At 63.3% G+C, this 15113-nt stretch carries 15 protein-coding genes; 10 read left to right on the top strand and 5 right to left on the bottom strand.

The genetic code is table 11. The annotated features are described in order from the left end of the window. Window position 1: 1 nt before the first annotated feature. The gene (locus Q1B16_RS12230) at window positions 2-568 is read left to right on the top strand and encodes a histidine phosphatase family protein (RefSeq protein WP_299788715.1); all 567 of its coding nucleotides are present in this window, start codon (window positions 2-4) and stop codon (window positions 566-568) included. A 5-nt stretch (window positions 569-573) separates the two neighbouring features. Here Q1B16_RS12230 and Q1B16_RS12225 read toward each other — a convergent pair whose 3' ends face one another. From Q1B16_RS12225 to Q1B16_RS12215, 3 genes are all read right to left on the bottom strand, one after another. After that, window positions 574-1353, bottom strand: a complete 780-nt coding sequence (locus Q1B16_RS12225) for an inositol monophosphatase family protein (RefSeq protein WP_299788712.1) — start codon at window positions 1351-1353, stop codon at window positions 574-576. Between the two features lie 78 nt (window positions 1354-1431). Next, on the bottom strand, window positions 1432-2133 hold the full coding sequence (locus Q1B16_RS12220; protein ID WP_299788709.1) for a GntR family transcriptional regulator: 702 nt from the start codon (window positions 2131-2133) through the stop codon (window positions 1432-1434). After that, complete coding sequence (locus Q1B16_RS12215) at window positions 2130-3494, bottom strand: formimidoylglutamate deiminase (protein WP_299788706.1); 1365 nt, start codon at window positions 3492-3494, stop codon at window positions 2130-2132. Before Q1B16_RS12215 ends, Q1B16_RS12220 begins: the two co-directional genes overlap by 4 nt. A 72-nt stretch (window positions 3495-3566) precedes the next feature. Here Q1B16_RS12215 and hutI point away from each other — a divergent pair, with 72 nt between their 5' ends. From hutI to Q1B16_RS12190, 5 genes are all read left to right on the top strand, one after another. Then, entirely contained in the window at window positions 3567-4769 is a 1203-nt protein-coding gene (gene hutI, locus Q1B16_RS12210; RefSeq protein WP_299788703.1) for an imidazolonepropionase, read from the top strand. Next, window positions 4766-6292, top strand: a complete 1527-nt coding sequence (gene hutH / locus Q1B16_RS12205; protein WP_299788700.1) for a histidine ammonia-lyase — start codon at window positions 4766-4768, stop codon at window positions 6290-6292. Before hutI ends, hutH begins: the two co-directional genes overlap by 4 nt. After that, window positions 6289-7080, top strand: coding sequence for an N-formylglutamate deformylase (hutG, locus tag Q1B16_RS12200; protein ID WP_299788697.1), 792 nt, complete (start codon window positions 6289-6291; stop codon window positions 7078-7080). The genes hutH and hutG overlap by 4 nt, the downstream gene beginning before the upstream one ends. Then, window positions 7077-8747 carry a urocanate hydratase gene (gene hutU / locus Q1B16_RS12195; protein WP_299788694.1) on the top strand — a complete coding sequence of 557 codons (1671 nt, stop codon included), beginning with the start codon at window positions 7077-7079 and terminating at the stop codon, window positions 8745-8747. Before hutG ends, hutU begins: the two co-directional genes overlap by 4 nt. Window positions 8748-8814: 67 nt before the next feature. Next, window positions 8815-9390: a peroxidase-related enzyme gene (locus Q1B16_RS12190; protein WP_299788691.1), complete on the top strand. Its 576-nt coding sequence runs from the start codon at window positions 8815-8817 to the stop codon at window positions 9388-9390. On the opposite strand, the gene Q1B16_RS12185 is transcribed toward Q1B16_RS12190, so the two are convergent. Next, entirely contained in the window at window positions 9378-10385 is a 1008-nt protein-coding gene (locus Q1B16_RS12185; protein WP_299788688.1) for a succinylglutamate desuccinylase/aspartoacylase family protein, read from the bottom strand. The two genes, Q1B16_RS12190 and Q1B16_RS12185, sit on opposite strands and share 13 nt — an antisense overlap. A 216-nt stretch (window positions 10386-10601) precedes the next feature. On the opposite strand from Q1B16_RS12185, the gene Q1B16_RS12180 reads away from it, so the two are divergent. From Q1B16_RS12180 to Q1B16_RS12165, 4 genes are read left to right on the top strand one after another with little or no spacing between them, the layout of a single operon-like run. Continuing rightward, a complete protein-coding gene (locus Q1B16_RS12180) occupies window positions 10602-11348 on the top strand; it encodes an amino acid ABC transporter ATP-binding protein (RefSeq protein WP_299788685.1) in 747 nt (248 codons plus the stop codon). Then, window positions 11348-12187, top strand: coding sequence for an amino acid ABC transporter permease (locus Q1B16_RS12175; protein WP_299788682.1), 840 nt, complete (start codon window positions 11348-11350; stop codon window positions 12185-12187). The genes Q1B16_RS12180 and Q1B16_RS12175 overlap by 1 nt, the downstream gene beginning before the upstream one ends. A 50-nt stretch (window positions 12188-12237) precedes the next feature. Continuing rightward, on the top strand, window positions 12238-13071 hold the full coding sequence (locus tag Q1B16_RS12170; RefSeq protein ID WP_299788679.1) for a transporter substrate-binding domain-containing protein: 834 nt from the start codon (window positions 12238-12240) through the stop codon (window positions 13069-13071). A gap of 57 nt (window positions 13072-13128) precedes the next feature. Continuing rightward, window positions 13129-14004 (top strand): amino acid ABC transporter permease, encoded by an 876-nt coding sequence (locus tag Q1B16_RS12165; protein WP_299788676.1) that lies wholly within the window; start codon window positions 13129-13131, stop codon window positions 14002-14004. Here Q1B16_RS12165 and Q1B16_RS12160 read toward each other — a convergent pair. Continuing rightward, complete coding sequence (locus Q1B16_RS12160) at window positions 14001-15107, bottom strand: hypothetical protein (RefSeq protein ID WP_299788673.1); 1107 nt, start codon at window positions 15105-15107, stop codon at window positions 14001-14003. The genes Q1B16_RS12165 and Q1B16_RS12160 overlap by 4 nt on opposite strands. Window positions 15108-15113: the final 6 nt, after the last annotated feature.

Here is a 15113-nt window from a genome sequence, read left to right as displayed (position 1 = left end):
CGTGGCTCGGTTGATCTTCGTCACTCATCCCGAGGTACGCGTCGATCTGTCGATTCCGGTTCAGGACTGGTCTCTGAGCGATACCGGACGACGCAGGGCACGGTCTTTTGCGCAGTCAGGCATCTTGCGCGGGGTTACACATCTCTGGTCCAGCACCGAGACAAAAGCCCGCGAAACGGCCGCCATCCTTGCCGATCATACGGCCATTCCTGTGTCTTACGCGCCTGACCTCGGTGAAAACGACCGCAGCGCGACGGGTTTCCTGCCGCCAGCCGAGTTCGAACGCGCCGCCAACCGGTTCTTCGCGGAGCCCGACCAAAGCTTCAACGGCTGGGAACGCGCCATAGACGCGCAGAGCCGCATCGTCTCGGCGGTGCATCGTATCGTCGAGCAGCACAGCGGCGGGGATCTCGCTATCATCTCGCATGGCGCGGTGGGCACATTGCTCTACTGCCACCTTCGCGGGTTGTCGATCGACCGGACACAGGATCAGCCCTCACAGGGCCACTACTGGACAGCCGAACTGCCTGCGTTGATCCTCGAACACGGCTGGCGCTCCATCGGCTGAGCCGGTCAGGCCCAGGCGTCATCCGCGATCCGGCGCAGCGTATCGAACACGTCCGGTGTCCCGACAACCACACGGCCACCGTGTGCGATCATGTCGTCGGCGTTCTGGTCTTCGATCCGACCACCGGCTTCCGCGACCAAAAGCTGGCCCGCAAGACAGTCCCACGCATTCATGTGTTCCTCGACATAACCAAGCAACCGGCCCGCCGCGACATAGGCCAGCGACAGCGCGCCCGACGCATTTCGGTGGAACATTGCCCCTTCGCGCACCACCGCCTCGACCACCGGCAAGATGTTTTCCGACTCCACCCGATTGGAATAGCCGACAGAAACCGTGCCGTTCGAGATCGCAACCCCTGCCGCAACGCGCATCGGCGCGCCGTTCAACAATGCGCCGCCCCCTTCGACCGCAGCAAAGGTCTCGTCATGGATCGGGTCGTAGATCACGCCGACCCGCGTTTTTCCCTCGGACACACAGGCAAGCACAATCGTCCAAGCCGGAATGCCGTTGACGAAATTCGTCGTGCCATCGATCGGATCAATGACCCAGGTCAAGCCGCTGGTCCCAAGTTTCGCGTCCTGCTCTTCGCCGACGATACCGTCCTCGGGTTGCAACTCCGCAAGACGCTTGCGGATCAGGATCTCGACATTCCGATCCGCTTCGCTGACCCAATCCTGCGCACCCTTCTGGTCGACGACCAAAGCGTCACGGTCCCGGAAATACGCCAAAGCGGTCTCACCGGCCTCTTTGCAAATCTGGACGGCAAGGTCCTTCAGCTGCTCCATCAAGTGCACCTCCCAAGTCATTGAAAACCAGTCTGACACGGATGCACATAGCGCAACAAGGCTTTCACCGATCCCGGCTCAGCTTTGCGCCGCAAGTTGGTATCCCGGCGCCGCGATGGCCTGAACGGTCGTGATCGGCGCAGTGCCGATCCAGGTGGTGCGTTCAATGACAAAAAGCGCGCTGCCTTCGGGGGCTTCCAAAAAGCGCGCGCTTTCACCTTCGGCGGACATGGCCGAGAACCGCACGTCAAGTCGGCTGTACGGCTTGTTGTGCACCAGCCATTCATTCGCGCTTTGGCGGGTCAGGTCGACCTCCATGATGGCGGGCGTCGACCGCAGGTCGATCCAGCGATCCTCGAATATATAGGGACGGTTGTCGGCAAGATGCAGCGCCTTGACCCGCAGCATCTTGATCGCAGATGTGATCCCGAACCGCGCCATGATGGTGAGCGGCGTCAGCTCGACTGACCGGCGGATCAGCTGGTAATCGTACTTGCTGCCGCGTTGTTCGACCTCGCGCCGGGTGATCGGAATATCGAACGTGGCGCGCGTGACCGGATCGGAAAGCACATGCGTACCGCCCCGGCGCTTGCGCTCCACCAGCCCGGTCTGGGACAGGTCCTGCATTGCGCGGTGCACGGTGGTGCGCGCACAGCCGAACTCTTGCGCAATGTCCTCGTCACGCGGCAGGCGGTCGCCCGGAGCGTAGGTCCGGTTCAGGATCCGCGCGCGGATTTCATCGCGTACATCGGTCCAGGAAAGCCGTGTCTGGTCGGTCAAATGGAGGTCTCCAACTGTCTCATGACCCGTTTGAAATTCGACACGATCGTGTCCCTGTGACTATGACGACCCTCTTTGACCACATGGCGCCCCGCGCTCCAGACATCTCGGATGGACGCGTGCCCCCCGGCAAAGACCAGACTATCGAGCAGCGTATCGCCCTGCCGGTTGCACAGCCACTGCGTATCGGTGTCCACCGCGATCAAATCGGCCCAGAATCCCGGCGCGATCTTGCCCGAATGTCGTCCACCCGCCTGCGCCCCGCCCGCAGCCGCCGCATCGAACAGCACCCTCCCGGTGGACCGATCCCGGCTCGCCAGCGCCGCCCGCGAGCGATCCCGCAGCCGTTGCGAATATTCGAGCGACTTCAGTTCTTCGAACAGCGAAATCTGGATGTTGGAGTCGGACCCGACGCCAACACGCCCCCCCTGCCCAAGAAACCGCGTCCCGTTGAAAATCCCGTCACCCAGATTGGCCTCGGTCAGCGGACACAAGCCTGCCACTGCCCCGGTCGCGGCCAGTGCGTCGGTCTCGGCCTCGGTCATCTGCGTGCAATGGATCAGACACCAGCGCGCATCGACATCGTGATTGGCCAGCAGCCAGTCCACCGGACGCGCGCCCAGATGGGCCAGCACCTCGTCCACCTCGGCCACCTGTTCGGCAAGGTGCATGTGGATCGGGCCGGAGGTGGCAGTGTCCAACAAGGTGCGCAACCCGGCCGGATCGACCGCGCGCAGCGAATGCGGCGCGACCCCGCCCGCGTAATCCTTGGGTCCTGTGGCCAGGGCGGCCATCGCCTGCGAATGGAGCGTCAGGAAACGGTCCGGATCGTTGCCGAACCGTCGCTGCCCACCCTGAAGCGCGCGCCGGTCGCAGCCGCCGTACTGATACTGCACCGGCAAGAGCGTCAGACCGATCCCGGCCTCGACCGCCGCCGCGATGATCCTGTCCGAAAGCTCCGCCAGCCGCCCATAGGGCGTCCCGCCCACGTCGTGATGCAGGTAGTGAAACTCGGCCACCGCGCCGAACCCGGCCTCCAGCATCTCCATGTAGACCAGCGCCGCAATCGCTTCGACATGGTCGGGCGTGAGCTGATCCAGAAACGCGTACATCAGCCGCCGCCAGGTCCAGAAGCTGTCGCTGGGGTCGGGGCCGCGCGCTTCGGTCAGACCGGCCATCGCGCGCTGGAAGGCGTGACTGTGCAGGTTGAGAGGGGCCGGAAGCAGAAGATCAACGCGGGTTGTCGCCCGCCCGATCCGAGCACCCACCCCGGCGATCCGACCATCGGCACCGATATCAACCTGCACATCACGCCGCCAACCTTCGGGCATGAGGCACTGGTCCGCATGGATGAATTGCACGGCGAGAACTCCGTTGACATAAATATGTAGCTACATATTAATCTTATGTAGCTTTCAGCACAAGGACCAGACATGTCCGCGCCCTTCGTCCTTACCGGAGTGACCGCCGCCACGATGGCAGGCAGCGCCGACCCTTACTGCCTGGTGCGGGATGCGGCGGTTGCGGTGCGGGACGGGCGGATCGCGTGGGTCGGCCCGGAGGTCGATCTGCCCTCTGACTTCGCAGGATTTGAACAGCGTCCGATGGACGGGCGGTTGATCACGCCTGCGCTGATCGACTGTCACACCCACATCGTGCATGGCGGCAACCGCGCGCGGGAATTCGAAATGCGCCTCAACGGGGCCAGCTATGAAGAGATTGCCCGCGCGGGCGGCGGGATCGTGGCGACCGTGGCTGCGACCCGCGCCGCATCGCAAGAGGCGTTGCTTGCCAGCGCCCTGCCCCGCATCGACGCGATGATCGCGCAAGGGGTCGGCACGGTCGAGATCAAGTCGGGCTATGGCCTCGATACCGAGACCGAACTCAAGATGCTGCGTGTCGCCCGAACGATTGGGCAAAAGCGCCCGATCCGCATCGTGACCAGCTTTCTGGGCGCGCACGCCGTGCCTGCCGGGTCCGACGCCGATGCCTATATCGACGACATCTGCATCCCGACCTTGCGCGCGGCCCAAGCCGAAGGGCTGGTTGATGCGGTGGACGGCTTCTGCGAAGGCATCGCCTTCGACACCAATCAGATCGCCCGCGTGTTCGATGTGGCGCAGGAGCTGGGTCTGCCCGTGAAGCTGCACGCCGAACAGCTCAGCCACCTTGGCGGCACGGCCCTTGCGGCACGATACAAGGCCCTGTCCGCCGATCATGTCGAATACGCGACCGAGGACGATGCCAAGGCCCTTGCCGCGTCGGGAACCGTCGCCGTGCTGCTGCCGGGTGCGTTCTACACGATCCACGAAACGCAACCGCCCCCCGTTCAGGCGTTCCGCGATCACGGCGTGCCGATGGCGGTGGGCACCGACTGGAACCCCGGCTCGTCCCCTTTGGGGTCGCTCCTTCTGGCGATGAACATGGCCTGCACCCTGTTCCGCCTGACCCCGGCAGAGGCGCTGGCCGGCACGACCCGTAACGCCGCCCGCGCGCTTGGGCTGACCGATTGCGGCATGATCGCCCCCGGACTGCGCGCCGATCTGGCGGTCTGGGACGTGACCGATCCGGCGGAACTCTCCTACGGCATCGGCATCACCCCGCTGCACGCACGCATTTTCGGAGGTGTCTTGTGACCCATGTGCTGACACCCGGTGCCACCACCCTGCCCAACCTCGAAGCCCTGTGGCGCGACGATGCGCCGGTGACGCTCGATCCGGCGGCGCGCGGTGCCATCGACGCATCGGCGGTGGTCGTCGCGCGGGCGGCGAAGGGCAGCACGCCGGTCTACGGGATCAACACCGGCTTCGGTAAACTCGCCTCGGTCCGCATCGCGCCCGAGGACACCGAAACCCTGCAACGCAACCTGATCCTGTCGCATTGCTGCGGCGTGGGCGATACGCTGGACCCGGCAACCACCCGCCTGATGATGGCGCTCAAGCTCTTGTCGCTGGGGCTCGGCGCGTCGGGCGTGCGGTGGGAGATCTGCGCGCAGATCGAAGCGATGCTGGCGAAAGGCGTGCTGCCGGTCATCCCGGCGCAGGGATCGGTCGGCGCGTCGGGCGATCTGGCCCCCTTGGCGCATATGGCCGCGGTCATGATCGGCGAAGGCGAGGCGACCTTTGACGGAAAGGCCATGCCGGGCGGCGCAGCCCTCAAGAAAGCCGGTCTGACACCCGTGGTGCTCGGCCCCAAGGAAGGACTGGCCCTGATCAACGGCACGCAGTTTTCCACCGCCTGTGCGCTCACCGGCCTCTTCACGGCATGGCGCGCGGCGCGGGCGGCAATTGCCACTTCGGCCCTGTCCACCGACGCGATCATGGGATCGACCGCGCCACTGAACCCCGCGATCCACGCCTTGCGCGGGCATCGGGGACAGATCGACGTGGCGACCGCCATGTCCCGCCTGTTGAACGGCAGCGCCATCCGCGAAAGCCACCGCGACGGCGACACCCGCGTGCAGGACCCCTACTGCATCCGCTGCCAGCCTCAGGTCACGGGGGCCGCCATCGACCTCTTGCGCTTTGCCGGACGTACGTTGGAGATCGAGGCCAACGCCGTCACCGACAACCCGCTGGTGATCGCCGACACGGGCGAGATCCTGTCAGGTGGCAATTTCCATGCCGAACCCGTGGCCTTTGCCGCCGACCAGATCGCGCTGGCCGTGGCCGAAATCGGCGCGATTGCCCAGCGCCGCGTGGCGTTGATGGTGGACCCGACCTTGTCCTTCGACCTCCCGCCCTTCCTGACACCCGCGCCGGGGCTGAACTCGGGCCTGATGATCGCCGAAGTCACGACTGCGGCCTTGATGAGCGAAAACAAGCACTTGGCGAACCCCTGTTCCACCGACAGCACGCCGACATCCGCCAATCAGGAAGACCATGTGAGCATGGCCGCCCACGGCGCGCGGCGGCTGGGGCGGATGACCGCGAACCTGTCGGTAATCCTCGGGATCGAAGCGATGTGCGCCGCCCAAGGCATCGAGGAGCGCGCGCCGCTTCTTACCTCTGCCCCGTTGCAAGCCGTCCTGACCTGCCTGCGCGCAGATGTACCGCGTCTGGAACAGGACCGCTATCTTGCGCCGGACATCCAACGCGCCGCTGCCTGCGTCACCAGCGACCGACTGGCGCAGGCGGCGGGGTTGGAGTTGGCTCTATGACCGGGATCGAGGTCACACGCGGCGACAGCCCGCTCGTTCTGGGCCTGCCCCATACCGGCACCGATATTCCCGACGATTGCCGTGCCCGGCTGAACGACACCGGGCGCGCGATGGCGGATACGGATTGGCATATCGACCGGCTTTATGCGGGGTTGGTGCCGGGTGCGACCAGCGTGCGCACGCGTGTGCACCGCTACGTAATCGACGTGAATCGCGATCCTAGCGGGAAAAGCCTCTATCCCGGTCAGAACACCACGGGGCTGTGCCCGCTGACCAATTTCGACGGTGCGCCGATCTACCGTGACGGTCAGGAGCCGGACGCGGATGAAGTCGAACGAAGGCGTCTGGCCTATCACGCGCCCTATCATGCGGCATTGGCAGCGGAACTGGATCGGGTAAAGGCACTGCACGGGTTCGCGGTGCTTTACGATTGCCACTCGATCCGGTCGCAGATCCCGTTTCTCTTTGACGGCACCCTGCCCGATTTCAACATCGGCACCAATCTGGGCGTGACCTGCGCTTTGCAAATTCAGGAAACCGTCCTGCAAATCTGCAAAGCCGCCGATGGCTACACCAGCATCCTGAACGGCCGCTTCAAGGGCGGCTGGACGACGCGGCACTATGGCCGCCCCGAAGACGGCTTGCACGCGATCCAGATGGAACTGGCGCAATCCACCTATCTTGCCTCGGAAACGCCGCCCTGGAGCTATGACGCCCTCCGCGCCGACCGGCTGCGCGGGCATCTCAAGACCATCCTGCAAACCCTGTCCGACTGGAGGCCCACATGAGCGACCCCCGCAAGAACACCCGCGATGTCTATCCACCGACCGGACCGGACCTGACCGCCAAAAGCTGGCAGACCGAAGCGCCGCTGCGGATGCTGATGAACAACCTGCACCCGGACGTGGCCGAGAACCCGCATGAGCTTGTGGTCTACGGTGGCATCGGACGCGCCGCGCGGACATGGGAGGATTTCGACTGCATCGTCGCCAGCCTCAAGGATCTGGAGACCGACGAGACGCTGATCGTCCAGTCGGGCAAACCCATCGCCATCATCAAGACCCACACCGATGCGCCGCGCGTGTTGATCGCCAATTCCAACCTCGTGCCGCATTGGGCGACGTGGGACCATTTCAACGAATTGGATAAAAAGGGACTGGCCATGTACGGCCAGATGACTGCCGGGTCGTGGATCTATATCGGCACGCAGGGCATCGTTCAGGGCACCTACGAGACCTTCGCCGAGGCGGGGCGGCAGCATTACGGCGGCGACCTGACGGGCAAGTGGATCCTGACCGGGGGTCTTGGCGGCATGGGCGGTGCGCAGCCTCTGGCGGCGGTGATGGCAGGGGCCTGTTGTCTGGCCGTCGAATGCAACCCCGACAGCATCGCGTTCCGTCTGCGCACGCGTTACGTGGACGAACGGGCCGAGACGCTGGACGAGGCGCTGGCCATGATCGACCGCTGGACCAAGGCGGGCGAGGCGAAATCCGTGGCGCTGCTGGGCAATGCGGCGGATGTCTTCCCGGAGCTTGTGAAACGCGGCGTGCGGCCCGACATCGTCACCGACCAGACCAGCGCGCATGACCCGATCAACGGCTACCTGCCGCAGGGCTGGAGCATGGCCGAATGGCGCGCCAAACGCGAAACCGACCCCAAGGCAGTGGAAAAGGCCGCGCGGGCCAGCATGAAAACCCACGTCGCCGCGATGGTGGATTTCTGGAACGCGGGCGTGCCGACGCTCGACTATGGCAACAACATCCGGCAGGTGGCTTTGGACGAAGGGCTGGAGAACGCCTTCGCCTTCCCCGGCTTCGTCCCCGCCTATATCCGCCCGCTTTTCTGTCGCGGCATCGGGCCGTTCCGCTGGTGCGCGCTATCGGGCGATCCCGAGGATATCTACAAGACCGACGCCAAGATGAAGGAGCTGTTCCCGGACAACGCCCATCTGCGCAATTGGCTGGATATGGCGCGGGAGCGGATTTCGTTCCAAGGATTGCCCGCCCGCATCTGCTGGATCGGGCTGGGGGACCGTCACAAGGCGGGGCTTGCCTTCAACGACATGGTGGCCAGCGGCGAGTTGAAAGCACCGGTGGTGATCGGGCGCGATCATCTGGACGCGGGATCGGTCGCCAGCCCCAACCGCGAGACCGAGGCGATGATGGATGGATCGGACGCCGTGTCGGACTGGCCGCTGCTGAACGCGCTGGTGAACACGGCCTCAGGCGCGACCTGGGTCAGCATCCACCACGGCGGCGGCGTCGGCATGGGGTTCAGCCAGCACGCGGGTGTCGTGATCTGCGCCGACGGCACGCCAGAGGCCGCGAAACGGCTGGAACGCGTGTTGTGGAACGATCCCGCCAGCGGTGTCTGGCGGCACGCCGATGCGGGGTACGAGGACGCCATCGCCTGCGCCCGCGAACACGGGCTGCGCCTGCCGCGCATCCTTGGTTGAGGCATGGCTTCCAAACACGCCCCGACCTGCTAGACATCCCTGATCACCCCAGCCAAGGAGCCCGCCCATGTCCGCCTGGATCGAGATGATTTCCGACGAAGACGCCTCTCCGCGCCTGAAAGAGCTGCTGGACAACGCCCACACGCCGCATGGCACGGTGGATACGGTGATGCGCGTGCATTCACTGCGCCCGGAAACCATGCACGGGCATGTCACGCTCTATCGGTCGGTGCTGCATTCCGACGACAACACCCTGCCGTTCTGGTTTCTGGAGGTCGTCGCCAGCTACACGTCGATCCTCAACGATTGCACCTATTCGCTGACGCATCACTTCATGAACGTGCGCAACCTGCTCAAGGATCAGCCGCGGTCTGACCGGATTTTCACCGCGCTCAAGGCGCATCGGCCCGAGGATGAATTCGACGGAAAGGAACTGGCGCTGCTGCGCTATGCCGCCAAGCTGACGGTGGACGTGGGCAAGATGGTCAAATCGGATTTCGAGACGCTCAAGATCGCGGGCTGCGATGATGGCGAGATCCTCGAGGTCAACCAGGTCTGCGCTTATTTCAATTATTCCAACCGCTTGCTGAACGGTCTTGGTGCAACGACCGAAGGGGATATCGTGGGCTATTACAAAGCCTGATCCACGTCCTGCACCACAAGCAGAAGCAATTCGCCGCGCCTGACCAAACCGCGATTTGTATGCGCGAGGACCAAGCCGTCGGCAGCCACGGTCAGCCGGACGGACGCACGTTCGGGTTCGGTGACGTAGTGAAACCATCCGGCCTCGTCCCGGGCAGAGACGCTTTGCCCGGCAGTAAGCGCGCGGTCGAAAAGCCCCTCTCCGGTGGCATAGAGCGAGGCCGCAGGGTCGCGCAATTCCACCACTCGGGGTTGGGCGGAACGCTCAACCTCTCCGTCGAGCATACCGAGATGCCACAGGATGTTCCGGATACCGGTCTCGGCTGCATCGGTGTTCCCCGGATCAACCCCGCCTCCGCCACCCAGTTCGGCGGCGATCATCGGCACCCCCGCCCGCTCTGCCGCGGAATTGACCGAACGGTTGTCGTTATGCGCCCCCAGCCGCCAAATCAGCGGCAAGCCGAACGCGCGGGCAAGGTCCATGTTCCGATCGGCAAGCACCGGGTCGGCGGTATGTGTCGGCAAAGCGCAGGATTGAAAGACCGAGGCTTTGCCGCCCGAGTGCAGATCGATGGCGGCATCACACCGAGGCAGGATGTCCGTCTCGAGAAAATGCGCGATCATCTGGGTGGCGCTGCCATCGCGGTCGCCGGGAAAGGCCCGGTTCAGATTGCCGCCATCCAAAGTGGACACCCGTGACGAGGCCACAAAGGCAGGCATGTTCAACGCCGGAAAGGCGATGATTTGACCACGCAATTCGGACGCTTTGACCGAGTGAAGCACACGCATGATCGCGGACGGCCCCTCGAATTCGTCGCCATGCGTGCCACCGGTGAGGAGCAGGACCGGACCGTCCTGCCCCTTGATCGAAACCACGGGAATGGGATGATAGCCCAGCGGGTTCGTGTTGTCCGACCACCGCAGCATCGCGTCGCCGGTCTGTTTGCCAGGATGCGACAGGTCAATCGTCAAAGCGATGCGGCTGGCAGTTTTCATGGTGTCAGGTTGCCTCTTGCGGTCCTCACATTACCTGACCCTGAACCGGGTGAAACATCAACTCCCGGAGCATCAGCAGGAGCGACCAGAATTGCAGCAGATCGTCCGATTGACCGCTTCGCCGCAAAGCTCTGCGAAAGTTTACCTTGCGCCGACAAGGGCTTCCTTGGTTTGATGGCGTCAATCTGGGGGACCATTGATAGATGACCGCATTGCATGTCGGGTAACGCGCCGATCATCACGTTCGACCGTGTCGACAAGTTCTATGGCGATTTCCATGCCTTGAAGGACATTTCGATCACCGTGCGCGAAGGCGAGCGGATGGTTGTCTGCGGTCCGTCAGGATCCGGCAAATCGACGCTGATCCGCTGCATCAACGGGCTGGAGTTTCACAATTCCGGCGTGCTGACTGTGGACGGGGTCGAGGTGCACGAGGAGTCCAAACACATCTATCGGCTCCGTCAGGAGGTCGGGATGGTGTTCCAGCAATTCAACCTGTTCCCGCACCTGACCGTTCTGGAAAACCTGACCATAGGCCCGATCAAGGTGCGCAAGGTCTCGCCATCCGAGGCGGAACGCACCGCGCGCAAGTACCTCGAACGCGTCCGCATCCCCGAGCAGGCCGACAAGTACCCCGCCGCTTTATCTGGCGGGCAGCAACAGCGCGTGGCGATTGCCCGGTCACTGTGCATGGAAAGCCGGATCATGCTCTTTGATGAACCGACATCGGCGCTCGATCCCGAGATGATCAACGAAGTGCTCGATGTGATGGTCGAACTGGCCGACACCGGCATGACGATGGTGGTGGTCACGCACGAGATGGGGTTCGCGCGCAAGGTCGCCGACACGATGGTGTTCATGGACGCGGGCGAGATCGTGGAAACCGCGGCGCCAGAGACCTTCTTCACCAACCCCGCCAGCGCCCGGTGCCGGGCGTTCCTTGACCAGATCCTCGATCATTGATGACCACGCTCGATACATACGCCCCCAAGGGTCGCGCGCTTCCCGGTCGCAGGCCGATTGCACGGGTGATCGATTCCGTGACCTTTTCGGTGATCCTTTACGCGATCATCGTCGGTGGGCTGGTGATGCTGTCCTACTCGGGCGCGCAGGCGATGGGGTATAATTGGCAATGGTACCGCATCCCGCAATATTTCTACACCGTCACTGACGATGGGTTCCAATGGGGCGAAATCAGCACCGGGTTGGTCAAGACGTTGACCCTGTCGGCGACGGCCTTTGCGCTGGCCATTGTGCTGGGGCTGATCACCGCGCTGTTGCGCCTGTCGGGGCTCGTCGTGTGTACGGCGGTGGCCATCGGGTTTTTGGAACTGATCCGAAACATCCCGCTTCTGGTGCTGCTTTACCTGTTCTACTACGTCCTCGGCCCGATCTTCGGCTTCGACCGCTACTGGGCCAGCATCCTGTGCCTTGCGGTGTTCCATTCGGTCCTGATCTCCGAGATCTTCCGCGCCGGGATCAACTCGGTTGCCAAGGGCCAATGGGAGGCGGCCACGTCCATCGGAATGTCGCGCGGGCAGGCCTATCGCTATATCATCCTGCCCCAATCCATCCGCTTCATGCTGCCGCCCATGACGGGCGAAGCGGTGCACATGGTCAAATCCTCGGCCATCGTCAGCGTGATCGCGGTTGCCGAGCTCACGACCATCGGGCGCAACATCATTTCGGACACGTTCATGAGTTTTGAAATCTGGTTCACCATCGCCGCCGTCTACATGGTGGTAACGTTGATCCTGTCGGTCGGCGTCTCCTACGTCGAAAAACGGTACGCCGTAGAATGATAACCCGCGTGGCGCACGCCGCGCATTTAACCAGAACAGGGAGTTCTAAAATGAACATCACAAGACGGTTTTTGGGCGCAGCCCTTGGCGCGGCGCTTGCCACCACGGCGGTCCTGCCCGCACTTGCACAAAGCACGGCGCAAGAGATCGCCAGCGCGAGTGTCATCGAAGACATCAAGGAACGCGGCGTCATCAAGATCGGTCTGTCGCTGTTCAAGCCGTGGTCGATGCGCGATCTGAACGGCGAGTTGATCGGGTTCGAACTGGATGTCGGCCGCCAACTGGCCGAGGACATGGGCGTCGAGGTGGAATTTGTACCGACCTCGTGGGACGGCATCATCCCTGCGCTGGTCGCGGGCAATTTCGACACGATCATCAGCGGCATGACGATCACGCCGCAGCGCAACCTGACGGTCAACTTCACAATCCCCTACGCCTATTCCGGCATGACCATCCTCGCCAACACCGCGATGACCGAAGGTTTCACGCTTGAGGATTACAACAGCCCGGACGTCACCTTCGCCGCTCGTCGCGGGGCCACACCGGCGACCGTGATCGCGGATATGTTCCCCGAGGCGGAACTGCTGCTCTTCGACGAGGACGGTGCCGCGACGCAGGAAGTCCTGAATGGCAACGCTCACGCGACGATGTCCTCTGAGCCGACCCCGTCAACCGAAGCGCGCCTGAACCCCGATGTCCTGAGCGTGCCGTTCAACCAGGCGTTCCAGGCCGGCGGCGAAGGCTTTGCCGTGCGCAAGGGCGATCCCGACGCGCTGGCCTTCTTCAACAGCTGGATCACCGCCAAGACGAACACCGGCTGGCTGAAGGAACGCCACGACTACTGGTTCCGTGGCAACGACTGGGCCGATCAGGTTCCCGAATAATTCGTCCCCTGCCCCCGGTCCACATGGCCGGGGGCAGGCCAATGCGGGGATACCGCCGTGATCAACCGTCTGAGAAAGCTCCATTGGCTCGACTGGCTTGTGCTGGCCGTGGTCGTGGGCTTTTTCGGCTATATCTGGTGGAAGATCGAAGGCACGCTGAACTACAATTGGCGTTGGCACCTTATCCCAGACTACATTTTCCGCTACCATACCGAGCGCGAGGAATGGTTCGCCAACGTGCTGATGCAGGGGCTGATCACCACGATCCGCATTTCGATCTACGCCAGCATCCTCGCCGTCATCCTTGGCACGATCCTGGGCATCGCGCGCTGCGCCAAGAACCTGACCATCCGCATGTTGGCGCGCACCTATCTCGAGTTTCTGCGCAACATCCCTCCGGTTGTCGTCATCTTCATCTTCTTTTTCTTCCTGTCCCAACAGCTTATCAACGCGCTGAACATCGAAAGCTGGGCCCGCGAGATTGCGCGGTCCGACAATCCGGCTGTCTGGGAATTCTTCTTCGGCGACATGCGCCGCTTTCCATCTCTTGTGTCGGGCGTGATCGTTCTGGCCCTGTTCGAAAGCGCCTTTGTCGGCGAGATCGTCCGCGCCGGTATCCAGTCCGTCGAGAAAGGCCAGCGCGAAGCGGCCCGGTCCATCGGTATGAGCCGCTACCAGGAAATGCGCTATATCGTGCTGCCGCAGGCGATGAAGCGCGTGCTGCCGCCGATGGCAAACCAGTTCATCACGCTCATCAAGGACAGCGCAATCATCTCGCTGATCTCGGTGCAGGAACTGACCTTCAAGACGGTCGAACTGGTGGCCTCCACCCGGCTGATCTTCGAGGCGTGGATCACCACCGCGGCCTTCTATTTCGTGATCTGCTTCGGCCTGTCGATGCTGTTCCGGCGGCTGGAAAAGCGCAGGTCCTAGGACATCGCGTCCAGCATCGATGGCGCGTCTTGGTCGCGCAATCCCACATGGGCATCCGGGTGCGCAAAGATACGCGCCGCGTCCGGGTAGCGGTCTAGTATGCCCTGCCCGCCTGCAAGGCGCGATGGGTGGAACACGCCGTTTTCCCAGACCGGGACACCGTCGATCAAAATCGTGGGGTCCAGCACGTTCCAGGAAATCTCGCCGGGTGCATAGTCGCCGCAGGTGTGGAAATGCAGCAAACGCGGATTCCCGAACGCGGCGCCGCTCCACCGCTCATAGTTCTCGGACGCGCGCTGTTCGTATCCGCAGCCCGGATGAATGCCTGCGTGCCACGAATGAACGCAGTCACGATCGACGCCGAGGCGTGTGGCGACACGGTCGTAATGTGCATTGGCGGCGGCAACATCCCGCGCCGAGCCGCCAAACCCCAAAAGCCGCCCCTGTCGGAAATGGGCAAGCACGCGCCCTTCGAATTCGACCGTGTAGCCCTCGTAATAGTGCGACCCGGTCCCCGTCAGGAACCCGCACAGCGCGACCTTGCCGCTGAAGCTGTGCGCCGGAACGGGTTTGAAGACCGACATGGGAAAGCGCAGGATGTTTGTGTCGCCGCCTCGGGTGTCGGGCATGTGCGGTGTGCCGCCGAATTCCGTACCGTTCGGACAGGTGACTTGTACGGATCGCGCCTGCGCGAAGGTCTCGGTGATGAGATCTTTCAAAGCCACCATCGCCGTATGGGAGGTCGTTCCGAACCCCGATCCCAAGAGGCCGACATCTAGCGCGAAGCTAACCACGATCCGCTTGCCCTCGGGCATCGCGCGAAACCGCAACTGATCGCCCAGGCGCGCCAGAAAGATCACGATGTCGACCTTTTCGATCTGCATGCGCAGCGGCTCTGGAAGAGAACGGGCATGCGGGTCGAAGCCGACATTCACCGTGGTCACACGCAAACCGATGTCATGCGCGACACGGGTCACGGTGTTGAGGACACGGGCGTCGAAATAGCCGAACTCCGGGGGTTCATAGGCGATCAGAACACGCTCGCCCGGTCGCGCATTGGCGCAGTTCAGCAACATGTTTCTCGCGCCCGCAGTCGCAGTCATCGTCCC

This window comes from uncultured Marivita sp. (assembly GCF_947488135.1).
Classification (GTDB): Bacteria; Pseudomonadota; Alphaproteobacteria; order Rhodobacterales; family Rhodobacteraceae; genus Marivita.
The sequence above is the reverse complement of the archived record's forward strand: the minus strand, read 5'-3'. Positions and strand labels throughout refer to the sequence as shown.